The sequence below is a fragment of the Deltaproteobacteria bacterium genome (assembly GCA_005879535.1).
Classification (GTDB): Bacteria; Myxococcota; Myxococcia; order Myxococcales; family 40CM-4-68-19; genus 40CM-4-68-19.
The window spans coordinates 1-25,538 of sequence record VBKI01000081.1 but is presented as its reverse complement, the minus strand read 5'-3'; the positions used below and the strand labels follow the sequence as shown (position 1 = coordinate 25,538).

28 protein-coding genes are annotated in these 25,538 nt (G+C 67.6%); 18 read left to right on the top strand and 10 right to left on the bottom strand.

Annotated elements, in window-relative coordinates; translation table 11 throughout:
- Window positions 1-13: 13 nt before the first annotated feature.
- Window positions 14-685, top strand: coding sequence for an NUDIX hydrolase (locus E6J58_18895; GenBank protein TMB34344.1), 672 nt, complete (start codon window positions 14-16; stop codon window positions 683-685).
- On the opposite strand, the gene E6J58_18890 is transcribed toward E6J58_18895, so the two are convergent.
- On the bottom strand, window positions 663-1,085 hold the full coding sequence (locus tag E6J58_18890; GenBank protein TMB34343.1) for an OsmC family protein: 423 nt from the start codon (window positions 1,083-1,085) through the stop codon (window positions 663-665). The genes E6J58_18895 and E6J58_18890 overlap by 23 nt on opposite strands.
- On the opposite strand from E6J58_18890, the gene E6J58_18885 reads away from it, so the two are divergent.
- The 6 genes from E6J58_18885 to E6J58_18860 all read left to right on the top strand — a co-directional run bounded on the left by E6J58_18885 (window position 1,042) and on the right by E6J58_18860 (window position 5,507).
- Window positions 1,042-1,725, top strand: a complete 684-nt coding sequence (locus E6J58_18885; GenBank protein ID TMB34342.1) for a sigma-70 family RNA polymerase sigma factor — start codon at window positions 1,042-1,044, stop codon at window positions 1,723-1,725. The two genes, E6J58_18890 and E6J58_18885, sit on opposite strands and share 44 nt — an antisense overlap.
- Entirely contained in the window at window positions 1,722-2,372 is a 651-nt protein-coding gene (locus tag E6J58_18880; GenBank protein ID TMB34341.1) for a hypothetical protein, read from the top strand. Before E6J58_18885 ends, E6J58_18880 begins: the two co-directional genes overlap by 4 nt.
- Window positions 2,369-3,532 (top strand): DUF4097 domain-containing protein, encoded by a 1,164-nt coding sequence (locus E6J58_18875; GenBank protein TMB34340.1) that lies wholly within the window; start codon window positions 2,369-2,371, stop codon window positions 3,530-3,532. The genes E6J58_18880 and E6J58_18875 overlap by 4 nt, the downstream gene beginning before the upstream one ends.
- Window positions 3,533-3,660: 128 nt before the next feature.
- Entirely contained in the window at window positions 3,661-4,047 is a 387-nt protein-coding gene (locus E6J58_18870; GenBank protein TMB34339.1) for a hypothetical protein, read from the top strand.
- A 121-nt stretch (window positions 4,048-4,168) separates the two neighbouring features.
- Window positions 4,169-4,945 carry a Stp1/IreP family PP2C-type Ser/Thr phosphatase gene (locus tag E6J58_18865; protein TMB34338.1) on the top strand — a complete coding sequence of 259 codons (777 nt, stop codon included), beginning with the start codon at window positions 4,169-4,171 and terminating at the stop codon, window positions 4,943-4,945.
- Window positions 4,881-5,507, top strand: coding sequence for a class I SAM-dependent methyltransferase (locus E6J58_18860; protein TMB34337.1), 627 nt, complete (start codon window positions 4,881-4,883; stop codon window positions 5,505-5,507). Before E6J58_18865 ends, E6J58_18860 begins: the two co-directional genes overlap by 65 nt.
- A gap of 366 nt (window positions 5,508-5,873) precedes the next feature.
- Here the strand turns inward: E6J58_18860 and E6J58_18855 are convergent, their stop codons facing one another.
- Window positions 5,874-7,145, bottom strand: a complete 1,272-nt coding sequence (locus E6J58_18855; GenBank protein ID TMB34336.1) for an amidohydrolase — start codon at window positions 7,143-7,145, stop codon at window positions 5,874-5,876.
- 63 nt (window positions 7,146-7,208) lie between these two features.
- On the opposite strand from E6J58_18855, the gene E6J58_18850 reads away from it, so the two are divergent.
- The 5 genes from E6J58_18850 to E6J58_18830 are packed head-to-tail and all read left to right on the top strand — an operon-like array spanning window position 7,209 to window position 13,290.
- The gene (locus tag E6J58_18850; protein ID TMB34335.1) at window positions 7,209-8,183 is read left to right on the top strand and encodes a hypothetical protein; all 975 of its coding nucleotides are present in this window, start codon (window positions 7,209-7,211) and stop codon (window positions 8,181-8,183) included.
- Window positions 8,159-10,105: a TonB-dependent receptor gene (locus tag E6J58_18845; protein TMB34334.1), complete on the top strand. Its 1,947-nt coding sequence runs from the start codon at window positions 8,159-8,161 to the stop codon at window positions 10,103-10,105. Before E6J58_18850 ends, E6J58_18845 begins: the two co-directional genes overlap by 25 nt.
- Before the next feature lie 13 nt (window positions 10,106-10,118).
- On the top strand, window positions 10,119-11,321 hold the full coding sequence (locus tag E6J58_18840) for a CoA transferase (GenBank protein TMB34333.1): 1,203 nt from the start codon (window positions 10,119-10,121) through the stop codon (window positions 11,319-11,321).
- Window positions 11,318-12,097 (top strand): enoyl-CoA hydratase, encoded by a 780-nt coding sequence (locus tag E6J58_18835; GenBank protein TMB34332.1) that lies wholly within the window; start codon window positions 11,318-11,320, stop codon window positions 12,095-12,097. Before E6J58_18840 ends, E6J58_18835 begins: the two co-directional genes overlap by 4 nt.
- Window positions 12,098-12,105: 8 nt before the next feature.
- Window positions 12,106-13,290 (top strand): aminotransferase class V-fold PLP-dependent enzyme, encoded by a 1,185-nt coding sequence (locus tag E6J58_18830; GenBank protein TMB34331.1) that lies wholly within the window; start codon window positions 12,106-12,108, stop codon window positions 13,288-13,290.
- 239 nt (window positions 13,291-13,529) lie between these two features.
- Here the strand turns inward: E6J58_18830 and E6J58_18825 are convergent, their stop codons facing one another.
- Complete coding sequence (locus tag E6J58_18825) at window positions 13,530-14,021, bottom strand: heme-binding protein (GenBank protein ID TMB34330.1); 492 nt, start codon at window positions 14,019-14,021, stop codon at window positions 13,530-13,532.
- Between the two features lie 12 nt (window positions 14,022-14,033).
- On the opposite strand from E6J58_18825, the gene E6J58_18820 reads away from it, so the two are divergent.
- Window positions 14,034-14,249 (top strand): hypothetical protein, encoded by a 216-nt coding sequence (locus E6J58_18820; GenBank protein ID TMB34329.1) that lies wholly within the window; start codon window positions 14,034-14,036, stop codon window positions 14,247-14,249.
- Here the strand turns inward: E6J58_18820 and E6J58_18815 are convergent.
- The 4 genes from E6J58_18815 to E6J58_18800 all read right to left on the bottom strand — a co-directional run bounded on the left by E6J58_18815 (window position 14,246) and on the right by E6J58_18800 (window position 17,575).
- Complete coding sequence (locus E6J58_18815; GenBank protein ID TMB34328.1) at window positions 14,246-15,532, bottom strand: TRAP transporter large permease; 1,287 nt, start codon at window positions 15,530-15,532, stop codon at window positions 14,246-14,248. The genes E6J58_18820 and E6J58_18815 overlap by 4 nt on opposite strands.
- Window positions 15,532-16,044, bottom strand: a complete 513-nt coding sequence (locus E6J58_18810; protein ID TMB34369.1) for a TRAP transporter small permease subunit — start codon at window positions 16,042-16,044, stop codon at window positions 15,532-15,534. Before E6J58_18810 ends, E6J58_18815 begins: the two co-directional genes overlap by 1 nt.
- A 14-nt stretch (window positions 16,045-16,058) precedes the next feature.
- A complete protein-coding gene (locus tag E6J58_18805; protein TMB34327.1) occupies window positions 16,059-17,045 on the bottom strand; it encodes a TRAP transporter substrate-binding protein in 987 nt (328 codons plus the stop codon).
- A gap of 128 nt (window positions 17,046-17,173) precedes the next feature.
- A complete protein-coding gene (locus E6J58_18800) occupies window positions 17,174-17,575 on the bottom strand; it encodes a hypothetical protein (protein ID TMB34326.1) in 402 nt (133 codons plus the stop codon).
- A gap of 94 nt (window positions 17,576-17,669) precedes the next feature.
- Between E6J58_18800 and E6J58_18795 the strand changes: the two genes are divergently transcribed.
- The 3 genes from E6J58_18795 (at window position 17,670) to E6J58_18785 (ending at window position 21,073) form a co-directional block, all read left to right on the top strand.
- Window positions 17,670-18,764, top strand: a complete 1,095-nt coding sequence (locus E6J58_18795; protein TMB34325.1) for a mandelate racemase — start codon at window positions 17,670-17,672, stop codon at window positions 18,762-18,764.
- 145 nt (window positions 18,765-18,909) lie between these two features.
- The gene (locus E6J58_18790) at window positions 18,910-20,535 is read left to right on the top strand and encodes a vanadium-dependent haloperoxidase (GenBank protein ID TMB34324.1); all 1,626 of its coding nucleotides are present in this window, start codon (window positions 18,910-18,912) and stop codon (window positions 20,533-20,535) included.
- A 253-nt stretch (window positions 20,536-20,788) separates the two neighbouring features.
- Window positions 20,789-21,073: a hypothetical protein gene (locus tag E6J58_18785; GenBank protein ID TMB34323.1), complete on the top strand. Its 285-nt coding sequence runs from the start codon at window positions 20,789-20,791 to the stop codon at window positions 21,071-21,073.
- Between the two features lie 450 nt (window positions 21,074-21,523).
- Here the strand turns inward: E6J58_18785 and E6J58_18780 are convergent, their stop codons facing one another.
- The 3 genes from E6J58_18780 to E6J58_18770 all read right to left on the bottom strand — a co-directional run bounded on the left by E6J58_18780 (window position 21,524) and on the right by E6J58_18770 (window position 23,422).
- A complete protein-coding gene (locus tag E6J58_18780; protein TMB34322.1) occupies window positions 21,524-21,709 on the bottom strand; it encodes a hypothetical protein in 186 nt (61 codons plus the stop codon).
- Between the two features lie 192 nt (window positions 21,710-21,901).
- A complete protein-coding gene (locus tag E6J58_18775; GenBank protein TMB34321.1) occupies window positions 21,902-22,468 on the bottom strand; it encodes a hypothetical protein in 567 nt (188 codons plus the stop codon).
- 72 nt (window positions 22,469-22,540) lie between these two features.
- Window positions 22,541-23,422, bottom strand: a complete 882-nt coding sequence (locus E6J58_18770) for a hypothetical protein (GenBank protein TMB34320.1) — start codon at window positions 23,420-23,422, stop codon at window positions 22,541-22,543.
- A gap of 162 nt (window positions 23,423-23,584) precedes the next feature.
- Here E6J58_18770 and E6J58_18765 point away from each other — a divergent pair, with 162 nt between their 5' ends.
- Together E6J58_18765 and E6J58_18760 are read left to right on the top strand one after the other, a co-directional pair.
- Window positions 23,585-24,388, top strand: a complete 804-nt coding sequence (locus E6J58_18765; GenBank protein TMB34319.1) for a transcriptional regulator — start codon at window positions 23,585-23,587, stop codon at window positions 24,386-24,388.
- The gene (locus tag E6J58_18760) at window positions 24,370-25,359 is read left to right on the top strand and encodes a nucleotidyl transferase AbiEii/AbiGii toxin family protein (protein ID TMB34318.1); all 990 of its coding nucleotides are present in this window, start codon (window positions 24,370-24,372) and stop codon (window positions 25,357-25,359) included. Before E6J58_18765 ends, E6J58_18760 begins: the two co-directional genes overlap by 19 nt.
- Window positions 25,360-25,538 lie beyond the last annotated feature (179 nt).

Sequence of the window (25,538 nt, the reverse complement as noted above, 5' to 3'; positions counted from 1 at the left end):
GTCGCATTCGGGCATGTTCCTGCCGGGAAACCGGAGACAGGAGGCGGACTTGGAGGTGAAGGGCTTCGAGGTCACCGGCGACCAGCGCGTCGGCGAAGGAGGACATTTGCGGCTGCGGCGCATGCGCATGCGCCTCGTCCTTTCGGACGGGTCGCGTACGGGCGAGGCCAGCTGGGATTACGTCGAGCGCCCCATGGGGTTGGACGCCGTGGTCGTCGCCCTCTTCCGGCGGGGCGATCGGGTGGAGGTCCTGCTGCGCCACGGCGTCCGCATTCCGCTCCAGTTCGGCCGGGCAGAAAGGCCTCGAACGGTCCTCTTTCCGGAGCTCGTCGCGGGAATCGTGGAAACCGGCGATGACGTGATGGCGCGGGCTGCCGCGGAAGCGATGGAGGAAGCGGGTCTCCGCGTCGATGCAGCGGCGGTCCAGCCTCTGGGTCCGCCGCTGTTTCCCACGCCGGGAATGTGCGCCGAGATCTTTCACTTCGTCTGCTGCGAGGTGGATGCGCAGGCGGAAACGCACCCCGTCGCTGGCGACGGTTCGCCGTTCGAGCAAGGCGCGCGACTGGAGTGGGCGTCTCTGGAGGCGGCGCTGTCGCGTTGCGCGAGCGGCGACATCCGCGACATGAAGACGGAGATCGGGTTGCGGCGGCTGGCGGAACGGCTCAGGGGGTCTTCAGGCGCGTGACCAGCCTCACCTCGCTGGACAGCGTCCGGTGCACAGGGCAGCGTTCCGCGATCTCCAGCAGGCGCTTTCGCTGGGGGTCGTCGAGCGGGCCTTCCAGCTCGATCTCGCGCTCCAGGCGGTCGATGCGACCCTCCTTCGTTTCGCAATCGGCGCAGTCGCGCGCGTGGATCTTGTCGTGACGGATGGTCGTGATGACGCGCTGCAGCGGCCAGCCCTTGGCTCGCGCATACATGCGCAGGGTCATCGAGGTACAGGCGCCGATGGCGGCCGCGAGAAGCTCGTAGGGCGAGGGCCCGAGATCCGCGCCACCGAAGGCCTGGGGCTCGTCCGAGACGAGCCGGTGTCTCCCGATCTGGATGTCTTGCTGCAGCCCGGATCCGCTGGTGACCTTGACGTCCATCCGACTGACATACCAGCGCTTCCAGCCCGTTGAAACCGGCGTGGGCGGCGCGTCACTACCGGGCGGGTTGGTTTCTCCCCGTGACAGTCATTCCGACGAGGAGCTGCTGTCGCGGGCCCGTGCCGGCGATGCGGAGGCGTTTCGCGTGATCTTCGATCGGGAAGCTCCGGGTGTGCGCAGGTTCCTGGGCGATCTCCTCCGCGACGACGTCGCGGCGGACGAGGGGACCCAGGAGACCTTCGTGCGCGCTCACAACCGGTTGGGCACGCTGGAAGAACCCGGCAAGCTGCAGGGGTGGCTGTTCGGCATCGCCCGGATGGTCTTTTTCGAGCAGATCCGGCGCAGGCGGCGCAACGGCGCCCCGATCGACCCTGTCGACGAGACGCCCCAGATCGATCGCGCGCCCAGCCCCGAGGCGCTGCTGCTCTCCGCGGAGTCGGATCGCATGCTGGACGGCGCAATCGCCGGTCTGACCGAGGAGAGAAGGGCCGCGCTGCTGATGCGGATCGATCACGGCCTTGGGTATTCGGAGATCGCCTCGGCGATGGGCTGGTCGCTGCAGAAGGTCAAGAACGAGATCCACCGGGCGCGGCTGCAGCTGCGCAGAAGCCTCGCCGGATATCTGGAGGGGGCGCGATGACGCACCTCCCGATCGAGGATCTCGAGGCGCTCGCGCTCGATGAATTGTCCGCCGATCGGACGGCGGACGTGCGCGCCCACCTCGGCACCTGTCTGGAGTGCGCGCGCGAGGTGTCCTGGCTCGAGGCGGAACAGGCATTGCTCGCCCGCCGGCCCTCGCCGGATACCGCCCATCTCTGGCCGGGTGTCGCTGCGCGCCTGACGCACCCTCGCAGGCGCCCGCGTTGGGCATGGCGGGTGGCGGTCGGCGCGGCAGGGGCCGCCGCGGCGGCCGCCGTCCTGCTGGTGACGGTCCGTCCGCAGAAGCCGCAGCCCGTACAACCGCCGGCGCCGCAAGCGGCGCGTGCCGAGCGCCCTCGCCCGGCCATCGATCCGAAGACGCTGGCGGCTTTGGACCGGGCGGAATCGGATTACCGCGATGCCGCCAAGGTGCTGGAAGCCGAGTACGAGCGGTTGAGGCCTCGCCTCGATCCGGAGCTGGCGCGGCGTTGGGACGAGACGCTGACGCGGGCCAGGGCGCAGCTCGGCGAGTCGCGCGCGGTGGCGAGCGACGACGTGAACGTCCGCATGCGCGTGCTCGACGGGTACGCGGGGTACCTGCGCTCGCTGCGCGACGTCGTGCAGGAGTCTGAGGAGGCAAATCCGTGATCCGAGTGCTCGTCATCGTGTTTTTTCTGGCAATCCCTGTCCTGGCGAAGGCGCAGACTCAGGACGACGAAGGCAAGCCCGCGCAACGCCATCGCGTCGACCGCCACCTGGACATTCAGGTGCCGAGCATTCCCGGCCTCCCCCCGCTGCCGGAGATCGACCTGTCCGGGATCGAGATCGACCTGCCGGAGCTTCTCGCGAGCGCCATGCCGCACGACCGCGACGTCGATGACGAGGAGGACGACGACCACGAGATGGACCACGACGTCGAGGCGGACGAGGACCACGGCGGCAACGTGAAGGTCTACAAGCTGAACCAGCAACGCTCCATCCGACTCCCCCGGATGCGCATCGGCGAAGACGACTCCGAGTCCGACGAAGAGAACGCAACCGCCCGGTCCAGGGGCCGCGGGAGCGCGACCCTTCAGGTCAAAGGTCCGGTCACGTTCCAGATGCGCGCGCAGGCGGGCGAAGTCGAGGTGATCGCGACCGAGAAGCGCCAGGTCTCGGTGACGCTGAGCGACGCCCCCGCCGAGGACATCGCTCTGTATGCCTTCGGCGATCGCGTCGAGCCCGCCTTCCGCGGCCGCCGTACGCTGCGCCGTGGGAAGCTCCGCGTCGAGCTTCCCCGCGGAAGCCGCCTCGATGTCGCTTCCATGTCGGGCGACGTGACCGCGCAGCGGATCGGCGACGTGCGCATCCGCACCATGTCCGGCGACGTGAAGCTCGCCGGCGTGGGGAAGATCGACTTGCAGATGATCTCCGGCGATGCCCGGATCGAGGACGTCGCGGGGCCGGTGAGGCTCCATACCGTCTCCGGGCACGCGGTCGTCGCTACATCGGGCGCCGCGCCGCAGGTGGAGTTCCGGTCGGCGTCTGGCGGCCTCGACTGGGCGGGCATCTGCGCGCGCGACTGCCATCTCAGCGCCGAGACGGTGTCGGGCGAGCTGCGGCTGAACGTCGACCCCAAGAGCTCGTTCGAGCTGAGCTACAGCTCGCACAGCGGCGAGCTCCGGGACGAGGTGAACCTCGCGGTGAAGCGCGCTCCCAAGCGAAAGCACGGGATGAGCAGCGGCTGGCTCGAGGCTACGTTCGGCAAGGGGGAGGGCATGATCGAGGCCGACGCCTTCTCCGGCAGCCTGGTCGTCAAGCGCAAGTAGGTCGGAGAGCCCGGCCGATTGACGAGGGAGCGGGCCCCCCTGTGGTGCTCCGTCCGGTTGCCCACTGAGGCGCGGGCTCCCCATCCTTCCGGCATCACCATCACCGAACGAACAGCCGGGGGTCATCCATGTTGAGGAAGCTCTTCATTGCTCCATTCGCGGCCCTGCTCGTGGTAGGCGCGGCGAACGCCGGTACGCTGCAGACGCTCACGTTGAGCGAGCGCGCGCAATCGAAAGACCAGCTCGCCGCAGAGGTCGTGGAAGTGCAGACCCGCCGCAGCGCCACCGCGATCATCGCGCAGGATGCGCTGTACGGCGGCATCGCTGGTCTCGCCATCGGCGCCGGCGTCGCGCTCCTGAACGGCGGCGACAACTGGGGCCGCGATCTGGCCATCGGCGCCGGCGCAGGCCTGCTGATCGGCGGCGTGTTCGGCGCGATCGACGCCGCGGCGAACGCGGACCGGGCACCGGTCGGGTTCAGAGACTCCTACCGACTGACGTCACAGCACTTCTAATCCCTCCGGCGCCCAAGGCGCCGGATCAGGCCCCTCCCGCGTAGGCGCGGGATTGGGCCTGTGTTTTTGATTGTACGCCCGCCACCTTGCGGCGCGGGAGCGCCTGCTGTAGAGCCGCATCGTGCGCATCAGCCACGCCGCGCGGACCGACGTCGGGATGAAGCGGGACAACAACGAGGACAACTACCTCGTCTATCCCGAGCAGAACCTGTTCGCTGTCTTCGACGGCATGGGCGGGCACGCGGCCGGCGAGGTGGCGAGCGGAATTGCGGTCCGCGAGATGAAGGAGTTCTTCGAGCTGACGGGCAAGGATCCCGAGGCCACCTGGCCCTTCAAGGACGACCGCTCCCGCAGCTACGACGAGAACCGGCTGGTCACCGCCATCAAGCTGTGCAACGCGCGGATCATGGAGGTAGCGGAGCAGGACAGCTCGAAGAAGAACATGGGCACCACCTGCGTTTCGCTTCACTTCACCGAGCGCAACGGCGAGCCACGCGTCTACGTGGCGCACACCGGCGACAGTCGCGGCTACCTGTTCCGCGAGAACAAGCTCAAGCGCATCACCATCGATCACTCGCTGGTCGAGGAATACCTTCGCCTCGGCAAGATCACCGAGGAAGAGGCGAAGAACTTCCCGCAGAAGAACATCATCCTGCGCGCGCTCGGGCAGCAGCGGCAGGTCGACGTGGAGATCAATCCGCACGATCCGCGCCCCGGAGATCTCTTCCTCCTCTGCTCCGACGGGCTGTCGGGAATGGTGGAGGACCGGATCCTGGAGTCGATCCTGCAGAAGCAGTCGGCAAACCTGGAAGCGTGCGCGAAGAAGCTGCTCGATACCGCCAACGCCAACGGCGGGGTGGACAACTCGACCGTCATCCTCGCCCGCTACGACGGATAGCAGGTTGGGCGATCACCACTCCCACGGCCGCTTCGGCAATCCGGAAGACCTCCACGCATACGTCTCCCGCCTCGAAGACCCCGGCCGCGACGAGTGGCAGAAGCCCGACGAGGTGTTGCGCGTCCTGGACGTACGGCGCGAAGCGGTGATCGGCGAGATCGGCGCCGGCTCCGGGTATTTCACGCTGCCGCTGGCGCGCGCCGCCGCGCACGTCTTCGCTTCCGATGCGGATCCGCGGTTGGTGGAGATCCTCCGCGAACGGCTCGCCGCCGCCGACGCCCGGAACGTCACGCCCGTCCTCGGCCTGCCGGAGGATCCATTCCTGCCGAGCGGCCGGTGCGATCTGATCGTCTCCATCAACACGTATCATCACTTCCCCGAGCCCCGCGCCTACTTGCGTCGGATCCGCCGGGCGCTTCGGCCGGGCGGCCGGATCGCGCTCATCGATTTTCACGAGAAGGTCGAGAAAGCGCGGGTGCTGCGCGCCGGCAAGGCCGCCGGGCTGCGCGTCGCCGCGGAGCACGATTTCCTGCCGCAGCAACACTTCCTCGTCTTCTGCTGACGTGCAGGCGAGCGGCTGCCCTGCGTATGGCGGTGCCTTGAAAGCAGACAGCCTGGGAACCGCCGTATCTCTCTTTCTTCCCGTGGCGGCCACCCGCGAGGAGACGCAAGTTTCTCTGCGATGCTGCACGCAGAGGACCTCGACCATCGTGCCGCGGACGCGGCGATTGCCGAGGCGAGACGCAGGTGGGGACCTGCGGGAGCCGTCTCCGTGGCGGACAACTTTCCGCGCGCGCGGCGCCTGGTCGGCGAGCTTCGCGGAGGCCGTTTTTGGATCCGCGGCCGCGGCGCCACCTGGGAAGCGGCGTTCGCCGACGCCGACGCGAGGGCCGTACGCGCGTCCCGCCGTAAGGCGGCCCACTAGGCGCTAGGGTTTCCCGAGCAGCTCGAGCGCCGACAAGGTCAAGGCGGCTGCGGCCGTCTTGATCGTTCGCTCGCGATCCGGCGCGAACCCCGACGAATGCAGCGAAGGGAGCGGCGTCCCGGACTTCTGCGCTGCCTCGTACTTCGACGGCTCCGCCGCGCCGACCCGCAGGAGCACGGAGGGAGCACCCGCCGCCTTCCCGAACTCGCCGAAATCCTCCGCGACCATCTCCGGGCGAGCTTCGAGGACGTTCTGCGCGCCGATCTGCTTCGCGACGGCCCCTGCGAGCCGCTGGGTCACCGCAGGGTCGTTGTAGGTCGCGTCCTGGTGCTCGCTGAACCTGATCTCCGGCTCCTTCGGGGCCCGCGCCGACGCCGCTTCCGCCTTCGCGATCCTCTCGATCCCCTCCAGCAGCAGCTTGCGCACCTCCGGCTTGTAGGTGCGCACCGTGAGCTGCAGCTTCACCTCGTCTGGAATGATGTTGTACCGGGTGCCGCCGTGGATCGACCCCACGGTCACCACGGCCGGGTCCAGCGGATCTTTCTCGCGCGACACCAGCGTCTGGATAGCGAGGACGGTCCGGGCGGCGATCACGATCGGGTCCACGGTCGTGTTCGGCTTCGCTCCGTGCCCGCCTCGTCCGAAGATCGTCATGTCCACCGAATCGACGCTCGCCATCCCGTAACCGGGCACGAAGTAGACCTTGCCTGCCGGCGCGTCCGAGCTGTCGTGCACGGCGACGGAGAAGTCCGGCTTGGGGAACCGCTTGAGCAGGCCGTCGGCGATCATCGCCTTCGCCCCCTGCACGGTCTCCTCGGCCGGCTGACCGATCATCAAGACGGTGCCGCGCCAGCTGTCCTTCATCCGGGCCAGCAACGCGGCGGCGCCGGTCCAGCCGGCCATGTGCGCGTCGTGACCGCAGGCGTGCATCACCGGCACGGTCTGCCCGGCCGCGTTCACGGCGGTGGCGGTGCTGGCGTACGGCAAGCCCGTCTTCTCTTCCACGGGCAGCGCGTCGAGCTCGGTGCGGAGCAATACCGTCGGCCCCTTCCCGTTGCGCAAGACGCCGACGACACCGGTGCCTCCGACGCCGGTGGTCACTTCGTACCCGAGCTTGCGCAGCTCTTCCGCCATGCGCGCGGAAGTGCGCTGCTCCTTCATCGCGAGCTCCGGGTTCTTGTGCAGGTCGAGGTAGAGCGCGTCGAGCTGCGGATACATCTGGTCGAGGCCATCGAGCGACGAGGCGGCGAGGAGGACGGCGAGGAACGTGAGCATGGCGCGCAACATACTCCGCCTGCGGCATTGACACGACCGATCCTTCGGAGACAAAGCAGGGCGATGGTGATCCTCGCCGCGTTGCTGCTCGCCTCGCCGTACCGCGTGTACGTGAGCAACGAGGCATCCGACGACGTCGCGGTGATCGAAAACGACGCAGTCGTCGCGCACATCCCGGTGGGAAAGCGCCCGCGCGGCATTCGCCTCGGCCCCGGCGGCAAGCTGTACGTCGCCGTCAGCGGGTCGCCGCGGGGCGGACCGGGGCAGCGGGACGAGGATCTTCCGCCTCCGGATCGCGCGCAGGACGGCATCGCGGTCGTCGACCTCGCCCGCGGCGTCGCGGTCGGCCGCCTTCCGGGCGGGCCCGATCCGGAATCGTTCGATCTCAGCCCCGACGGCAGGTTTCTCTATGTCTCCAACGAGGACGCAGCCGCGCTGAGCGTCGTCGACATCCCGGCGGCGCGGATCGTGCGAACGGTGAAGGTCGGCGCACAGCCGGAGGGCGTGACCGTGGCTCCCGACGGTCGGGCGATCTACGTCACCAGCGAGGAGGACAACGAGGTCGACATCATCGATGCTCTCACCTTCAAGCTGCTGGCGCGGCCTGCGGTCGCCGCCCGTCCGCGAGCGGTCGCATTCGCGCGCGACGGCAAGCGCGCATTCGTCAGCGCCGAGCAGGGCGCAGCCGTCGACGTGATCGACGCGCGCACCCGCCGCCGCAGCGGCCGCATTCGCATCGAAGGACCGGGAGCGAAGCCGATGGGGCTCGCCATGGCGCCGGACGGCTCGCGCCTCTTCGTCACTACAGGTCGCGGCGGCGCCGTCGCCTGCATCGACGCGCGCTCGGGCAAGGTCCTGCGGACGTTCGAATCGGTCGGACCGCGCCCGTGGGGCATCGGCCTGAGCCCGCAGGGCGACCGGCTCTACACGGCGAACGGCCCTTCCGACGACGTCTCCGTCATCGACGTCGCGACCGGCCAGATCGTCCAGCGGATCACGGTAGGGAAATTGCCATGGGGCATTGCTGTCGCGCCGTGAAGTGCCTGGCTGGGGCGATGCTTGCGCTCGCCTTGCCCGCAGGCGGCGAGGAGATGAGCGAGACCATCGTGATCACGCCGGCCCGCGCGGCGGAGGCGTCGGGAGAGGCGACCGCGCCCGTGACCGTCATTCCGGGGACGGAGATCGGGCGCGCCAAATCCCTCGACGAGGCGCTGCGGCGCGACCCCTCGTTCGCGGTCTTCCGCAGATCCTCCAGTCTGGTCGCCGACCCCAGCTCGCAAGGCGTCAACCTGCGCGGCATCGGGCCTTCGGGAGTCTCCCGTGCGCTCGTCCTGGAAGACGGTGTCCCGCTGAACGACGGATTCGGCGGCTGGATGTACTGGGGCTCGGTCCCGCGCCTGGGCATCGCCCGCGTGGAGATTGCGCCCGGAGCGTCTTCTGCGCTCTACGGGTCCTCGGCGCTCGGCGGCGTAGTCCAGGTGCTCACGCGCCCCATCGACGATCGCGCGGAGCTCGAGCTCCAGGCAGGCGCTTTCGGCACCGCCGAAGGAGCGGCGACCGTGAGCATGCTTGGCGAACGGATCGGCGCGTCATTGGACGTCGAGGGGCTGCGCACCGATGGCTACGGCGTGATCGCCCTCCCGGGGCCCATCGATCAGCCGGCCTGGTCCCGGCGTGCGGCGGCACGCGGGCGCGTCGAGGCGCGGATCACCGAGAACGTCACCGCGAGCGCCCGACTCGCTGGATTCGTGGAGAAGGAGAACGGAGGCACACGCTATACCACCGCCTTGGCGCGCGAAGGTCTGGTCGCGTTCGGCGTATCGGCCTTCGGAGTCGAGGCCCGCGCATTCGCGCGTTGGGCGCGGTTCGCACAGGACCGCGCCCAGGTGCAAGCCGGCCGCATCGGGGAACAGCTCGCCTCCAGGCAGCAGGCGCCGGCGGACGATGAGGGGATCTCGGTCCAGTGGTCAGGCGGCGGTTTCCTCATCGGCGCGGACGCGAGACGCGTCTTCGGCAGATCGCTCGAAGACGTCCGGTTGCCGACGGCGGTGTCACGTTCCGTCTCTGGGGAGCAGCGTCAAGGCGGAGCGTTCGCCCAGCGCCTCCTCGACGTGCTGCCCTGGCTGCGGGTGCAAGCCGCGGTCCGCTTCGACTACTGGCACAACCTCGGCGGTCTGCGTCACCAGGTCCCGTCGTCGGTCCCGGATCCCGATCTGCCCGATCGCAGCGACGTGGCGGTGAGTCCGCGCCTTGGGGTTCACGTTCAGGCTCTCCCCTGGTTATCGGTGCGTGCGGCCGCCTACCGGTCCTTCAGGGCCCCAACCCTCAATGAGCTGTATCGTCCGTTCCAGGCCGGACCGGTGCGGACCGAAGCGAATCCGCAGCTCGGCCCGGAGACGCTGCTAGGCGCCGAAGCGGGATTCGAGACCCGCTGGTTGCGCGCGACCGCCTTTTTGGCCGGACTGCGCGATCCCATCACCAACGCCACCGTGCCCAACGTCCCAAATCTCCAGATGCGTCAGAACCTCGGGTCCGCGCGCGTCCGCGGTGTCGAAGTGCAATCCTTCTGGGCGCCGTTCGAAGCCGTTCGACTTTCGCTCGCCTGGACCTTCACCGATGCGCGCGTCACCTCCGGCGACCTGAACGGCCGCGCCCTGCCGCAGGATCCACGCCACAGGATCGCAGCGGCGGCGAGCTTCGCCGACTTGCGCTGGTTCGAGGCCGACCTCGCGCTGCGCTGGACCTCCGACCAGTTCGAAGACGATCGCAACGTCTTCCGCCTGCCCGGGTTCGCCGTCTTCGACGTGCAGCTCTCACGGATGTTCGCGCCGGGGTGGACGCTGTTCGCCGCCGCCGAGAACCTCCTCGACAGGCGGTACCTGGTCGGGCTGCAGGGCGGCGTGGCGACCGTGGGGCAACCGCTGTGCGTCCGGGCCGGCGTCCGCGCACGGTTCTTCTGATAAAGGTGCGCCCATGCCCGAGTCCGCGCTGGCCGGCATCCGCGTCGTCGAGGTTGGCAACTTCATGGCCGCGCCCTTCTGCACGCTGCAACTCGCCGATCTCGGCGCCGACGTGGTGAAGATCGAAAACCCCGACGGAGGCGACCAGGTGCGCACCACCGCTCCGTTTCTCGACGGGGAGTCGTCCAGCTTCGTCCGCCTGAATCGGAACAAGCGCTCTCTCGCGCTGGATCTCAAGTCGCGGGAGGGCAAGGAAGTGTTCCGCCGCCTGATTCGACGCGCGGACGTCGTCGTCGAAAACCTCCGTCCCGGCACCATGGCCGACCTGGAGCTCGACTACCCGCGCCTCTCCGAGCTGAACCCGCGCCTGGTCTTCGTCGCCGCGTCGGGGTGGGGCCAGGACGGTCCGTATGCCCAGCGGCCCGGCCTCGACATCATGGCCCAGGGGATGAGCGGACTGATGTCCATCACCGGCGAGGAGGGAGGCAAGGCGCCGGTGAAGATCGGCGTTCCAGTGACGGACCTCACTTGCGCGCTCTGGGGCGCGCTCGCAGCCGTGGCGGCGCTGCGGGCTCGGGAGCGGACGGGCCGCGGCCAGTTCATCGACGTCTGCCTGTTCGAGGCCGGCGTTGCCCTGGCCGTCTGGGAAGCGGGCCGGTACTTCGCCACCGGCGAGGTTCCGCAGCCCCTGGGCTCGGCGCACCAGACCTCCGCTCCCTACCAGGCGCTGCGCGCTTCCGACGGGTTCTTCACCCTGGGAGCGACCACGACGCGGAACTGGGAAGCCTGCTGCGACGTGTTCGGGCTCGCCGGCCTCAAGCAGGATCCCCGCTTCGCGAAGAACCATGTCCGTCACCAGAACCGCCATGCGCTGATTCCGCTGATCGAGGACGTCACCACGAGGCGCCCGGCGCGGCATTGGGTAGAGGCCCTCGAACGCGCCGGTGTGCCCTGCGGGCTGCTGCAGACCTACGATCAGGTGTTCAACGACCCCCACCTGAACGCCCGCGGCTTCTTTCCCGACGCGCCGCACACGAAGCTCGGCCCGGTGAAGCAGGTGGGTTCGCCGATGCGGCTGTCGGAGACGCCGACGCGCATGGTCCGCGCCGGTCCGCTGCTCGGCGAACATTCCGCCGAGATCCTCTCCGAGCTGGGATACTCGCGCGACGAGATCGGCAAGCTCACCAGCGCGGGCGTGATCCGGGGGCCTGGATGAGCGCGGAAGAGACGCTGTTCGAGATCGGCGGCGACGGCATCGCCTGGCTGACGTTCAACCGGCCCGAGGCCCGCAACGCGATGACGTTCGGGATGTACCGCCGCCTCGGGGAGATCTGCCGGAAGCCCGATCCGCGCGTGAGGGTGCTCGTCCTGCGCGGCGCGGGCGACAAGGCGTTCGTGTCCGGCACCGACATCTCGCAGTTCCGGGAGTTCAAGACGCCGAAGGACGCCATCGAGTACGAGGCAACGATGGACGGCGTCTTCGACGCGCTCGAGGACGTTCCCGTCCCGACCATCGCCGCCATCCAGGGCGCCTGCACCGGAGGCGGAGCGGGGATCGCCGCGGCGTGCGATCTGCGGCTCGGCGCTCCGTCGGCGAAGTTTGGGTTTCCCATCGCGCGGACGCTCGGGAACACGCTCTCGATGCGCAATCACGCGCGCCTCGCGGCCTTGATCGGCGTGGCGCGGACGAAGGACATCCTCTTTCGCGCGCGTCTGATGGACGCGCAGGAGATGCTCGCCGCCGGGTTGCTGAACGAAATCACGGGCGAAAACGACCTGTACTCACGCGCGGAGGATCTGGCTCGTACGCTCCTCGAGCACGCCCCGCTGACCTTGCGGGCAGCGAAGGAAGCGTTGAACCGGGTCATCCGGCATTGGGCGCCACCAAGCGGGGGCGACGACTTCGTGGTGCGCAACTACATGAGCGCGGACTTTCGCGAGGGCGTGGAAGCCTTCCTCGCCAAGCGCAAGCCGCGCTGGACCGGCAAGTAGGAGTCATCATGGCGTTTCCCAGCGGCCGTCACTTCCTGCAGATTCCCGGCCCTACCAACGTGCCCGACCGGGTGCTGCGCGCCATCGACCGGCCCACCATCGATCACCGGGGGCCCGAGTTCGCGAAGCTCGGCAAGGAAGTCCTCAGCGGGCTGCAACGCATCTTCCGCACGAAGCAGCCGGTCATCATCTATCCCGCATCCGGCACCGGCGCGTGGGAGGCCGCGCTGGCCAACACGCTCTCTGCCGGCGACCGCGTGCTCATGTTCGAGACCGGCCACTTCGCCACTCTCTGGCTGGAGATGGCGCAGCGCCTCGGTCTCGAGGCCGACTTCGTTCCCGGCGATTGGCGCCATGGAGTGGATCCCAAGGTCGTCGAGGACAAGCTGCGTGCCGATTCCCAGCAAAAGGTCCGTGCCGTCTGCGTCGTGCACAACGAGACTTCGACCGGCGTGACCACCCGCGTTGCCGAAGTGCGGGCGGCGATCGATCGCGTCGGGCACCCGGCACTGCTGCTCGTCGACACCATCTCGTCGCTGGCCTCCATCGATTACCGCCACGACGACTGGAAGGTCGACGTGACGGTGGCGGGCTCGCAGAAGGGCCTGATGCTCCCACCCGGCCTCTCCTTCAATGCCATCTCCCAGAAGGCGCTGGCGGCGTCGCGCGATGCAGGGCTGCGGCGCTCGTACTGGGACTGGGGCGCGATGCTTCGGGCGAACGAGAGTGGCTTCTTTCCATACACGCCGGCGACGAACCTGCTCTACGGGTTGCGCGAGGCGCTCGCCATGCTCGAGGAGGAAGGCCTGGAGAACGTCTTCCGCCGCCATACGCGCCATGGCGAAGCGACGCGGCGGGCGGTACGCGCCTGGGCCCTGGAAGTGAACTGCGCCGACGAGCGCGAGCACTCGCCCTCGCTGACGGGCATCCGTATTCCCGCGGGCCACGATGCGGACAAGCTGCGCAGCGTCATCCTCGACCGCTTCGACATGTCGCTGGGCCAGGGCCTCGGCAAGTTGAAAGGAAAGATCTTTCGAATCGGGCATCTCGGCGCATTCAACGACGTGACGCTGTGTGGCACGCTGGCGGGCGTGGAGATGGGTCTCGCCCTGGCCGGCGTTCCCCACCGGCAGGGCGGCGTCACCGCGGCGATGGAGCACCTCGCCGCGACGGCGGACGCCACGCAGAAGTGAGACAAGCTTCCCGCCGCCCCGCCATTCCTCGACAGCTGCCCCGCCTTCCGCAGGACGGCGACTTGCGCCCTCACCCCGGGATCGTCGTACGCCGGAAAATCGGGAGGGCGCGGACGATGAGCAACACGGATTTACCGAGGATGTCGCCGCCGAAGCCGCGCTCGGCGCTGGTTGCCGCGGGCCGGGTCATCCTCCTCATCGGCGCCCTGATCGCCGGCGCGGTGCTCGGCTTGCGCTGATCAGATCGCCCGCAGGCCCGCCTCGGCGCAGTCGAGATCCTGCTCGGGCTTTCCCCCGCTCACCCCGACCGCGCCGAGCACCGCTTCCTTGCGCCGCACCAGCGTCGAGCCCAGGCCGGGAACGATCGGCACCCGGGTCATCTTTCCGACCGCCTGGAAGAAGGCGGGACGGTCCTGCGCCACCTGCGCCAGTGAGGCGCCGTCGCGGTGCCAGAGGGCCGCGCCGCTTGCCTTTGCTTCAGCGATCTGGGCGGAGATGGGGGGAGCGCCGTCCATGCGCGCGAGCGCCAGCAGGAGGCCGGCTTCGTCGACGACGGCGACGGTCACGCGGATGCCGATCTGCCCGGCGCGGGCGTGAGCGGCGTCGATCAGCCGGCGGCATTCCTCTGATCCTCCTCGATGCGTGGGTGCGCTGAATCCTACCCCTTGGCGGGGAAAGGAGCGCGTGGAGCCGATATCTGGTGCCGGAGTGCGAGCGCAAGACCTAGCGATCCCACCCGCCCGATGGTCTTTCTTTTACAGCAACGCGGCAACCTCGCCGCGCACCTGTTCTCGGGGGTCGCTGTGCTCGACTTCATGGAGATCGCCGGCACCGCGTTCGTCGGATTCCTGTACCTCGCCATCCTCGCGACGGCCGTGACGCGAAAGACCCGCCGCCAGCCGACCCAGCCCGCGCACCCCGACGCAGGTTCGGAGCCCGAGTTCGACCGGGCCGCCTAACCGCCGTAGAACAACCGCACCAGCGACAGCGGCACGACCGGCAGGTACGTCGTCAGCAGGAGCACCAGCAGCAGCACGCTGATGAACCAGAGGTTGACCTTGGTCACCTCCCAGATGTCGGCGCGCGCGATCGAGCAGGCGACGGTGAGCACGCTGGCGACGGGCGGCGTCTGCTGCCCGATGCCGAGATTGATCGTCACCATGATCCCGAAATGGACGGGATCGATTCCGACCGCCTTCACCAGCGGCATCACCACCGGAACCACCAGGATGATGGCCGCCGCCGAGTGCAGGAAGAGGCCGAGCAGCAGGAAGAGCAGGTTGAGCAGCATCAGGACGACCCAGCGACTGTTGGTCAACGTCGATGCCGCGGCGGCCAGGTGCTGCGGCGCCTGGATCTCGGTGAGGTGCACACCGAGCAACGCCGAAGCGGCGACCAGCAACATCACCACCGCCGTCTGGACGACGCCGTCGATCATCGCGGTGTAGAGATCCTTCAGGTTGAGCTCGCGGTAGATCAGTGTCCCGATCACGATCGCGGCCAGCACCGCCAGCGCAGCGCCTTCGGTGGCGGTGACCACCCCGCCGAAGATTCCGCCCAGGATCAGCGCAGGGAGGATCAGCGCCCAGGAGGCTTCCTTGAAAGCCGCCCAGACGCGGCTGAGCTGGAACTTCTCTTCGACCGGCAGGTTGTAGACGCGGGCGAACCGGTACGCGATGACCATCATCAGCAGCCCGCCGAGGACTCCCGGGACGACGCCGGCGACGAACAGCTTCACCACCGACGTGTCGGCCATCGCCGCGTAGAGGATCATCGGGATCGACGGCGGAATGATCACTGCCAGCGTCGAGGCCGACGACAGCACGGCCGCCGAGAATTCCTTCGTGTAGCCTTTGCTCTTCATCGCCGGGATCAGGATGGTCCCCAGCGCCGCCGCGTCCGCGACCGCCGAGCCCGAGATTTCGGCGAAGAAAAGCGACGTCACGATCGTGACCTGGGCCAGGGCGCCGCGAACGAACCCGAAGACCGCCGAAGAGAGCGCGATCAGCCGCCGTGAGATGCCGGACGCATTCATGATCGCGCCGGCCAGGATGAAGAGCGGGATGGCGATCAACGGGAAGCTGGTCGAGCCCGTGTACATGACCAGCGGCACGTTCGCGAGCGCCGGGATGCCGCCGGTGTGGAGGATGGCGACGAGCGCCACGACGGCGAGCGCAATGGCGATCGGCACGTTGAGGAGCACCAGCACCATCACGGCGCCGAAGAGGACGAACATGGCCATCAGTGCGACAGCTCCTTTTCCACGCCCTGTTCCGGGGCTGCTGCAGCCGTTCGTCCCCGGGCCCATTCGAGGCGGTCCGGCAGGTTGAGCATCTCCGCGAGGATGAACAGCGCCGCCCCGATCGGGATCACCGACTGTGTCAGCGTCACCGGGATGTCCACGGTGACGAGCGTTTCGCCCGCCAGCGCGTGCAGGATCGCCGTCCCCTGCCAGGCGAGCACGAGGAAGAGGCCAAGGACGACTACCTCGCGGACGGCGAGGGCGACGAAACGCGCCGGCGTCGGCATCGCGTTCACCAGCCCCGGGAAGGCGATGTGGGACTTCTTCAACGCAGCAAGCGCACTGCCGTAATACGTGATCCAGGCGAGCAGGACGGAGGCGACCTCGTCGTACCAGGAGAGGGACCGTCCAGCGGCGCGGAAGATGACGCCGGCGAGCACCTCGACGGCGAGGGCCACCAGCAGCGTACCGCTGATCCACTCCAGGATCCGCTCGACCCGCCGGCGCCAGATCGCGCGCGTCGCCGTCACTTCGCGGATCCGAGCGCGATCGCCTTCTCGATCATCTGCTTGCCGTTCGGGACCTCGGTGGAGAAGTCGTCGTAGACGGACTTGCTGGCCTTCTGGAAGGCTAGCTTGTCGGCCTGGTTCACCTGCATTCCCCCCTGCTTCAGCTTGCCGAGGAGCTCGTCGTCCATCTTCGCGCCGGTCTGGTACACGAAGGCCTGCGTCTCTTGAGCGGCCTCCTGGATCTGCTTGCGGAGCGCCTCCGGCAGCGCGTCGAACTTGCGCGGCGAGGTGACGACGTACGCGGGCGTGTACACGTGGTCGGTCATCGAGAGGTACTTCTGCACCTCCTGGAACTTGGAGGTGTAGATCTGGGTCAGAGGGTTTTCCTCACCGTCCATGACCCCCGTCTGCAGGGCGACGAACACCTCGGAGAGCCCCATCGCCGATGGGCTCGCGCCGTAGGCCTGGAACATCTTCACGCGCCACTTCCCCTTCGGCACGCGCAGCTTGATGCCCTTCAGATCCGCTGGAACCTTGATCGCGTGCAGGTTGTTCGTGATCTGCCGGAAGCCGTTTTCCCAGGTGGCGAGGATCCGGTAGCCGGCCTTCTCCGCGATCGGCACCAGCGTCGGCCAGACGATCTCCTTGTCGATCCGCTTCATGTGATCGCGGTCTTTCACCAGGTACGGCATCTCGAACAGTCCGAACGCCGGCACGACCGAGGACATGACGGTCGACGGCAGCGCCATGTCCACCGTACCGAGCTTCACCTTCTGCATCAGCTCGGTGTCGTCGCCGAGCTGGCTCGCGCCGTAAACCTGGAGGATGACCTTGCCTCCCGTCTTCTCCTTCACGCGCTTTGCAAACTCGATGGAGGAAAGGTCGAACAGCGATCCTGGCGAACCGACGTGCCCCAATTTCAGCTCGATGGTCTGGGCGACGGCGGCGCGGGGGAGGACGATGCTTCCCAGCATCAGCGCTGCTGCGGCGTAGAGCGCTCTCATGGATATGCTCCGCGTGGCAAGAGTGGAAGCGGATGGACTCGGCGCCGAATGGTACAGCCCAAACGGCGCGGCGAAGTCAAGGGGAGGTCCGCAGAGGGCGTCTCAGCGAGACGGAGCGCGGGCGCCCGTCACTTCTCCGGGATCATGTGCTGCTGGGGAAGCCCGCTGTTGCGGATGAAGTCCGTCACTCGCTGCGAGACTGCCAAGGTGTACGCCAGCGCGCCCAGGTCCTTGCCGACCGCTTCGTCGACGAACCAGCCATCGCTGCGCAGCGTCTCCACCAGGGAATCACCCTCGTGCGTAAGGGTGACCTCGAGATGCCCTTTCCTGGGGTCGTGATCGACCACGTTGAAGCCCCTCGCCGCCAGCGCCTGGGAAAAACCGGTGCGCTCGTCGGCGGACGCCGCGCGGACCGTCAGCTCGTAGAAGGCGAGCTCAGCGGCTGTCGGCGGATGTTCCGCCGGACGTGGAGGCCAGTGCCCCGTCGGAGCGCAGCCGAGCGCGATGAGCGCGATCACGACGCCCTTCATGGGCACGGTTCTGCGTCTGGTGCGGCGCTCCGTCAACCCTTTCGCGCGCACGTCCCGCATGGAAGAAACGGCCGGTGCTATGAACGCAGTCGCCATGACTGCAGAACTGCTCACCGTCAATTCGATCCGCGCCATCGGCGTGGAAGTCCCCATGAAGTTGCCGCTCGGGACCAGCGCGGCCACCATCCGCGCCGCGCCGCTCTTGCTCATCGACGTCGAGACCGAAGAGGGCATCACCGGCCGGTCCTATCTCTTTTGCTACGTTCGCGCCGCCGCCCCGGCCATCGCCAGCGTTCTTTCGGAAGTCCTCCGGGTGGTCAAAGGCGACCGCGTCGCGCCCGCCGAGCTGTGGGCGAAACTCGCGCGCAGGTTCACGCTCATCGGCGTGCAGGGGGTCGTCCGCATGGCGATGTCGGGATTCGACGTGGCCTGCTGGGACGCGCTGGCCCTCGCTGCGGGGAAGGCGCTCGTCTCCATCCTCGGCGGCGTTCCGCGGCCGATCCCCGCGTACAACAGCAACGGGCTCGGTCTGATGCCAAAGGAAGCGGCAGCGGACGAGGCGGAGAAGCTGCTCGAGGGCGGGTTCACGGCGGTGAAGCTGCGGCTCGGGCACCCGACGCTTGCCGCTGATCTCGACGCGGTACGCGCCGTGCGCGCGCGCCTGCCAGACCGCGTCGCGTTGATGGCGGACTTCAACCAGGCGCTGACGGTCGCCGAGGCGATGCGGCGCGGCCGCGCGCTGGAGAACGAAGGCCTGTACTGGATCGAGGAACCCGTTCGACACGACGACTATCGCGGCTGCAGCAGACTCGCCAAAGAGCTCGACGTTCCGGTGCAGCTCGGCGAGAACTTCTCGCTCCCGTTCGCCATGGCGGAAGCGATCCGGATGCGCGCCAGCGACTACGTGATGCCCGATCTGGAGCGCATCGGAGGCGTGACCGGCTGGCTTCGGGCCGCTGCGCTCGCCAGCGCCCACGGGCTCGAGATGTCGTCGCACCTCTTCCCCGAGGTAAGCGCGCACCTGCTCGCGGTGACGCCGACCTCGCACTGGCTCGAGTACGTCGATTGGGCCGCCCCGATCCTCGCCGAGCCGCTGCGGATCGTGAATGGGCAGGCGGCCGCTCCCGATCGTCCGGGGAGCGGCGTCGTCTGGAACGACGACGCCGTCGAGCGCTACCGCATCGAGTGAAACCGGACTAGCGGCTGCGGACGCGGGCCGGATTACGGCAGCGCGCGTCCAACTCGCTGCTCTTCCCTCCGCTCTTCGGCGCGGTTCGCTTACGTAGCCTGGAGCGCGGGCTGGTCCGCGAGCCTTCCCATCCGGAGGAGCACCTTTGAACCGATTCCTGATGACGTTGCTCTGCAGCGCCGCTGTCGCCTGCGGCGGCACCGCGATGGATCCTTCCTTCTCGACACGCTCCGCATCCGCTGCGACGGCCGAAGGCAGGGCCTCCGCGCTGGCAGCGCTCCTTGCCGCAGATCGCCGACCTGAAGACCAGATCGGAGCGGTATCGCGCCGTATTCTGAAGCGCCGCGCGACAAATCCGGCCGACGGCGCACCTCCTTGTAGAGACCGTTTCCGGCGAGCTCGCCTGCTGCGAGCGCCGCGACAGCGTCTCGTGGGGAGGACTCAGATGAATCGGGAATGGATGAAGGCGAGGGCCGCGATCGGGCTACTCGCGTTTGCGGCAGCGGGTGTGATCGCCGCAAGGGCGGCGAGAGCGGACGTGGTGACCGACTGGAACGAGAACACGCAGGCGGCCATCAAAACCGCGAATACTGCTCCGGCGGCGACGGCCCGCGTCTTCGCCATCGTGCATGCGGCCGTGTTCGATGCGGTGAACGGCATCGAGCGACGGTACGTGCCCTACCATGTCGATTTCGATGCGCCGAAAGATGCCTCTCGTCGCGCTGCTGCGGTCCAGGCCGCCTACGGCGCGCTCGTCAAGCTCTTCCCGGCGCAGAAGGCGACGCTCGACGTCCGGCGGGCGGCTTCGCTCGCGCTCATCGAGGAAACCGCGGAAGGCGGCGACTCCGAGGACAACGACGGCGACGACGCCGAGCATGTCGCGCGCGGGATCGCCTGGGGTCAGGCCGTTGCCGGTGACATCCTCGCCTGGCGCAGCGCCGACGGGTTCAGCGCTGCCTTTCCTCCGTACGTGGGCGGAACGGCGCCTGGACAGTGGCGCCCGACGCCTCCGGATTTCCGGACGGCGGTGTTCCAGCAGATCGCCACGATGGTGCCGTTTGCAATTCCTTCTCCGTCGTGGGCACGGCCGCCTGGGCCGCCCGCGTTGACCAGCGCGCAGTACGCCTCTGACTTCAACGAGGTGAAGTCTTTCGGCAGCCGATCCAGCTCGACCCGCACCGCGCAGCAGACGCAGATCGCATTCTTCTGGGACGACAACGGCGGAGTGCAGTGGAATCGGATCGCGGTTGCCGTCGCTGCCCACCACCACAACACGTTGTCGGAGAACGCCCGTCTGCTCGCGATGCTCAACATCGCCTTGGCGGACGCAGGGATCGCCGCGTGGGACGGCAAGTATTTTTACAGCTCCTGGCGCCCCGTGACTGCGATTCCCCTGGGTGCCACCGACAGCAATCCCTGGACGGAGGCGGATCCGGGTTGGCTTCCGCTGCGCCCGCTGACACCCCCTCACCAGGAGTATCCATCCGCGCATAGCACGAACACCGGGGCGGCGGCGGTGGTGCTCGCGGCGTTCTTCGGCGACGAGACGAGCTTCAGCGCCACGTCCGATCCACTTCCCGGTATCGTGCGGAACTGGGCGCGGTTCTCGGACGCGGCCCTCGAGGTCAATGACGCGCGCGTTTATTTCGGGATCCATTTCCGATCTGCCGTCGTGGATGGACGCGCCGCCGGCAAGGCGGTCGCCGAGTACGTGCTGGCCCACGTGGCGGAGCCGCGCTCATCCCCGGCGCTCGGGTCAGACGAAGCATGACCACGGCGTCCGGGAGATGACTCCCGACGGGCAAATCACTGCAGGAGATGGCGGCGAGTAAAACGTTCACCGGTGCGGCAGATCCTCAGCTTCCGTCCAGCGGCTGAGGATCTGCACGTTCATGCGCCGCGAAGCACGATGACGACTGCCGTGCGGGGCAGCAATACGCCGGGTGGCGAATGGAGCCCCAGATCTGGGGCGGGTTAGCGCCCAGCATAGCCAAGTGCTATTGCCTCTCTTGGGAGGGCAGGCGATGCCATTCAACTTTGATCGCATGGTGGATCAGATCGCGGACCTGATTGCGGAGCGAGCCCTGGAAAAGATCAACGAGCGCGTTCAGAGCGGGATGCGGAACGGGATGACCAAGGGCAATGGTCGCCGGTTGTCCACCCTCAAGGGTCGCAAGCTGGACATGCATTGCCGCTATCCCGGCTGCAAGAACCGCTCGAAGGGGCCGCGCTTCCGATTCCTCTGCGAAGAGCATCTCAAGCTGCCCAAGGCGAAGGTGGAGGCAGCGATCGAGAAGGCGGCAAAATAGGTGAACCGGTTGGAGGGTGTGAGCCGCGGCACGAGCGCTACGCCCGCGTGCTAACCGAGGGCAAGGAAGCGGCGATCGCCGGCGACGACGTGACTCGCACGGCCCTTGAAAGCCGCAGCCAGGTACTTGTCATTATCAAGATCCTCGCAGACGCCGACAGCTGCCTGTCCGCGACGACATCGGCCGGCCCGATGAGGTCCTCGAACCAGAGCCGAGCGTCTGTTCCCGGGAGGAGCCGACGCACCTTGCGATACCCGAGCGCTCGCAGAACCTCATCGACGATCGCCGGCGAGAGCACGACCTCGAAATTTGCTTGCGAGTTGTAAGCCGGGTCGGAGGACGACGAGCGCGCGCGACTCGGTTCGACTTGGTTCAGGAAATCATCGCGCACTCGCCATATTTGCTGTGCAGGACTGCCCAGCCAATGCGTCAATGGGCAGCGCCGATGTATTACTCGGTCCGTAAGGAGTCACCGGCGGAGGCGGCGGGGGGGGCCACGTCCGTTCCCTGCTCCGACCGATTCGCCATGTCACCCATCACGGCGACGGCCGCGGGCCCGCTCGCGCCCGCCACGGAGGCGCGTTTGCCCGGAACTTCACAGATGCAGCCGTCGGAGTATTCACCGAGCGCGACCATGCCCGCGAGCTCCATTTCGTACGAGGCGCAAATCGCTCGGCATCCGGCCGCGCCATGCGGGACCTTGGGGTTCCCCGTGAACGTCGTAGTGACACAGGAAGCACTGCCGATTGCGACCACAATGAGTGTCTTGAGCATCGTCCTGCACCCTCGAACATTCGACCCCGACCCATCACTAATCGTTCGGCGACCCTATTTTGCGAGTCGCATCACGCGCCCTCGGAAGGGCCCGAGTGAATCCTCGATCCAGTACACGAAGTGGGTGTCCGTCGCTACGCCTGCGGGAAACATCAGCTCGCCCACTACAACCTCTGACACACCCGCGCCGTCAGCCGGCACCCGCGAAAGCGAGCCGCTCCCGACGATCGCAGTGGGTGTCGAGATGGCCTGCGCGGTCCAGTATATGTAGGGCCGGTCAACGACTAGCGCCGCCCCGAACGTGGTTGGCAGGGTCGCAAGTTGCTGTGGGGTACCGCCATTTCGACTCGTCTTCATCACGTAGGTGGTTTGGTTCGCCGCTGCACCGACGACAGAAATCCAGAAAACGTCTCCGCCATCTGTGGCGATCGCTGAAAGATAACCTTGGCCCGACGCGAGTGTGGTGATCGGGCCGCCCCCAAGGGGCATCTCGTTTACCGTCTGCTGACTCACGTCGTTCCAGTAGACGTTGCGATCGTCTACTGCGACCGCGTTCGGTGCAGCGGTCCCAGAGGCGGCGCGCAATGCGTAATCGGACACCCTCCCGCCGTCGACACTCATGACCTGAAGATTGGCGCCCGCCGGATCCGTCCAGAGGAGGTCAGCGGCGTTTGTTCGGAAGCGCGGCTGACCTTACTTGCGCTTCCGCACGCCCCGGCGGACAGCGCGCTGAGCCTCGAGGGCAATCTGCATCGCCTCATCTTCGCTCAGCTCACCGAAGACCAAATCGGGCTTCGGTGCGATCACGCGTGCTGCAATCCGCGAGCCGGCGATCAAGAGGTCGGAGGTCGCCTCAAGGCGATCGGCATCCAGGCCAGCGATGGCGCGCAACGCCGCTGCGAGCGTAACCATCTCTCCCTCATCAACCTGCCGCGGCCTGCCCGCGGAAATCTTGAGCGGGACGGGTACGCACGCCGCTCCGAATGCATCGCCGATCGCCTTGGCAGCCCAGCGCGGTTCGTCATCGACAGTGACTGCGAGGCTGCCGAGAGCGGCCGCATCCTGCATCCGGCCGGCATCGATGAGGCGCGTGATCTTCTTGACGGCGCCCTTCTGTTCATACAGCGCGATGCCATACTCCTGGCAGCCAGCCCCCATGATGCAGGCCTCGAACTCGCTGCCGGAGACGGTCAGGCTGAGCGGATCATTGTCGCTCCAGAAGCGCCATGGTGTTGCACGGCAAAAGGCGGCCACGCTCGCCAGGAAGTTTTCGACCACGTCCAGATTGCGAATACGTCCTCCTGGACGCGCGAGCGCGAACGCGAGAGTCGCCCGCCCGAAGCGTGCCCAGTCCGGCAGCGGCGCCGCGGTGAAGCCCAGCGGCTTGCCGGCCCGCGCAAGACCGCGGTCGCAGCGCAGATCGTGGCCCTGCGCTTGCTGGGCAAGCTGCTCGAGGCCGTCCTTGTCCTGGTTCGAAACCACGGGCGGTAGCGCATGGGTCTCGGTGAAGCCGACGTACGCGCTGACTCGTCCTTCGCTAGTTTCGATGGGGCCGAGCTTGATCGCGTAAAGCATGAGCACGTCTAACATGCCAGCTGGAGTTCGGGCGCCGCTTGCTAAATGGCACCGATGTCGCTATTCGCAATGTGTGTATCGATGCGTCGCAGCAATATATACTTGCTATTATGCGCCGAAGCAGCTAGTATGTGTGGTGGCAGCGACCCAAATAGGCAAATCATGAAGCCGCTCGCCTTCTTCGACCAGCATGTCATTTTCACGCACCGCGAGTTCGCCCTGGCGCACTCTGGGGGCGGCCGTCGAAGCAGTCAGACGACGAACAACGTCCTTGCGCAGCATGTCGCGGGCGGTCGATTGCTCCGCGTCCATCGGGGCCTGTACGCGACCGTGCCGTCCGGCGTCGATCCGAAATCGTTCGAGCCGGATTCGTACCTGATCGCGACGCAGGCCACGGATGACGCGATCGTGGCCTATCACGCGGCGCTCCAGTTCCACGGCAAGGCCTATTCGGTCTCGAGGCGGTTCACCTACCTCACGCGGCATCGCCTGCGGTCCTTCGAGTTCCGAGGCGCGGAGTTCGTCGCTGTACTGCTGCCTGCAAGGCTGCGGGCTTCGCGGCGTCCGGCCGGCGGTCTCCTGGAGCAACGTCATGCCGGCGGATTTGTTCGCGTGACCTCGTTGGAGCGAACTCTCGTCGACGTGCTCGACGCGCCCGAGCACGGCGGCGGCTGGGAGGAGATCTGGCGCTCGCTGGAGTCGATCGAGTTCTTCGATCTCGACGCCGTGATCGAGTACGCCCTCAAGCTGGGCTCCGCGCTAACGGTCGCCCGCGTCGGCTTCTACCTCGAGCAGCACCGCGAGCAGTTGATGGTCGAGGATCGCCATCTCAAGGCGCTGCGTGCGCGGGCGCCGGCGCAGCCGCGCTACTTCGACGGCGACCGCGGACCCGGGAAGTTCGTGCGGCCGTGGAACCTGGTCGTGCCGGAGCACGTGCTCTCGCGCTCGTGGGCGGAGGTGCCTTGAACCTCTCGCTCCAGGATCTGCAGCGAGAGGCGGCGGCGACAGGCTTTCCTGCCGAGACGCTGGAGAAATCCATCCGGATCGTGAGCCTGCTGAATGTGCTGCGCAGCCATCCATTTCTGAAGACGCGCATTGCCCTGAAGGGCGGGACGGCGCTCAACCTCTTCATCTTCGACGTACCGCGCCTCTCGGTCGACATCGACCTGAACTACATCGGCGCGCCTGACCGCGACTTGATGCTCGCCGAGCGGCCGAAGCTCGAGCAAGCCTTGCAAGCCGTTTGCGGTCGCGAGGGGCTGACGGTGAGAAGTCTCCCGTCCGATCACGCAGGCGTCAAGTGGCGGCTGACGTACATCGCGGCGTCTGGGCGGAGCGGCAACCTGGAGCTCGACGTGAACTACCTGCTCAGGACGCCGCTGTGGCCCGCCGAGCTTGCGGACTCGCACCCGGTCGGTTCGTTCCAGGCGACGCAAGTGCGGCTGCTGGATCTTCACGAGCTCGCTGCCGGCAAGCTTGCGGCCCTGCTATCCCGCAACGCAAGCCGGGACGTGTTCGACGCGGTCGAGCTGCTGCGTCCCGAGGACCTCGATCGCGCGAAGCTGCGCCTGGGCTTCGTCGTCTACGGCGGCGCCAACCGCAAGGACTGGCGCACCGTCTCGGCCAAGGACGTGAAGCTCGATGCCGCAGAGCTGAAGAGCCAACTCCTTCCGACGGTGCGGCCGGGAGCGCTGCCGAAGGCGAAAGCGAAAACGCTCGTGTCCGACTGCCGCGACCTCCTCTCGGCAGTCCTGCCGCTGACGCGCGAGGAGCGCGAGTTCATCGAGCGCCTGAACGAGCGTGGCGAGATCGCGCCGAACTTGCTCACCGACGATACTGCGATGGGGAGAGCGATTCAGCAGCACCCAGCGCTTCGCTGGAAGGCGATCAACGTGCGCAAGCATCGAGGGTTGCCGACTGCAGAGCAAGCGGAGTGAGGTGCGCAAGACGCTTCGTCCACGTGGACGCGCCTGCCTTCCAGGATGCCTTCGAGACCGCATTCGCGGGTGCCTCTGAGGGTTGAAGTCAAACTAGGCACGCGGCGAGGCATGCGCGAAGGCAAGCGCGAGGGCAGGCAAAATCGCGCATGTGCTTGAAGTGAGTGGCCCCGGCCGCC

Excerpts from the sequence above, each read along its gene's own strand:
- E6J58_18895 (TMB34344.1), top strand. The coding sequence starts at position 14 with ATGTTCCTGCCGGGAAACCGGAGACAGGAGGCGGACTTGGAGGTGAAG.
- E6J58_18885 (TMB34342.1), top strand. The coding sequence starts at position 1,042 with ATGTCTTGCTGCAGCCCGGATCCGCTGGTGACCTTGACGTCCATCCGA.
- E6J58_18890 (TMB34343.1), bottom strand. The coding sequence starts at position 1,085 with ATGGACGTCAAGGTCACCAGCGGATCCGGGCTGCAGCAAGACATCCAG.
- E6J58_18880 (TMB34341.1), top strand. The coding sequence starts at position 1,722 with ATGACGCACCTCCCGATCGAGGATCTCGAGGCGCTCGCGCTCGATGAA.
- E6J58_18870 (TMB34339.1), top strand. The coding sequence starts at position 3,661 with ATGTTGAGGAAGCTCTTCATTGCTCCATTCGCGGCCCTGCTCGTGGTA.
- E6J58_18855 (TMB34336.1), bottom strand. The coding sequence starts at position 7,145 with ATGCTCACGTTCCTCGCCGTCCTCCTCGCCGCCTCGTCGCTCGATGGC.
- E6J58_18850 (TMB34335.1), top strand. The coding sequence starts at position 7,209 with ATGGTGATCCTCGCCGCGTTGCTGCTCGCCTCGCCGTACCGCGTGTAC.
- E6J58_18845 (TMB34334.1), top strand. The coding sequence starts at position 8,159 with ATGGGGCATTGCTGTCGCGCCGTGAAGTGCCTGGCTGGGGCGATGCTT.
- E6J58_18840 (TMB34333.1), top strand. The coding sequence starts at position 10,119 with ATGCCCGAGTCCGCGCTGGCCGGCATCCGCGTCGTCGAGGTTGGCAAC.
- E6J58_18835 (TMB34332.1), top strand. The coding sequence starts at position 11,318 with ATGAGCGCGGAAGAGACGCTGTTCGAGATCGGCGGCGACGGCATCGCC.
- E6J58_18830 (TMB34331.1), top strand. The coding sequence starts at position 12,106 with ATGGCGTTTCCCAGCGGCCGTCACTTCCTGCAGATTCCCGGCCCTACC.
- E6J58_18820 (TMB34329.1), top strand. The coding sequence starts at position 14,034 with ATGGTCTTTCTTTTACAGCAACGCGGCAACCTCGCCGCGCACCTGTTC.
- E6J58_18815 (TMB34328.1), bottom strand. The coding sequence starts at position 15,532 with ATGGCCATGTTCGTCCTCTTCGGCGCCGTGATGGTGCTGGTGCTCCTC.
- E6J58_18805 (TMB34327.1), bottom strand. The coding sequence starts at position 17,045 with ATGAGAGCGCTCTACGCCGCAGCAGCGCTGATGCTGGGAAGCATCGTC.
- E6J58_18800 (TMB34326.1), bottom strand. The coding sequence starts at position 17,575 with ATGAAGGGCGTCGTGATCGCGCTCATCGCGCTCGGCTGCGCTCCGACG.
- E6J58_18795 (TMB34325.1), top strand. The coding sequence starts at position 17,670 with ATGACTGCAGAACTGCTCACCGTCAATTCGATCCGCGCCATCGGCGTG.
- E6J58_18785 (TMB34323.1), top strand. The coding sequence starts at position 20,789 with ATGCCATTCAACTTTGATCGCATGGTGGATCAGATCGCGGACCTGATT.
- E6J58_18780 (TMB34322.1), bottom strand. The coding sequence starts at position 21,709 with ATGGTCGCGCTCGGTGAATACTCCGACGGCTGCATCTGTGAAGTTCCG.
- E6J58_18775 (TMB34321.1), bottom strand. The coding sequence starts at position 22,468 with ATGAGTGTCGACGGCGGGAGGGTGTCCGATTACGCATTGCGCGCCGCC.
- E6J58_18770 (TMB34320.1), bottom strand. The coding sequence starts at position 23,422 with ATGCTTTACGCGATCAAGCTCGGCCCCATCGAAACTAGCGAAGGACGA.
- E6J58_18765 (TMB34319.1), top strand. The coding sequence starts at position 23,585 with ATGAAGCCGCTCGCCTTCTTCGACCAGCATGTCATTTTCACGCACCGC.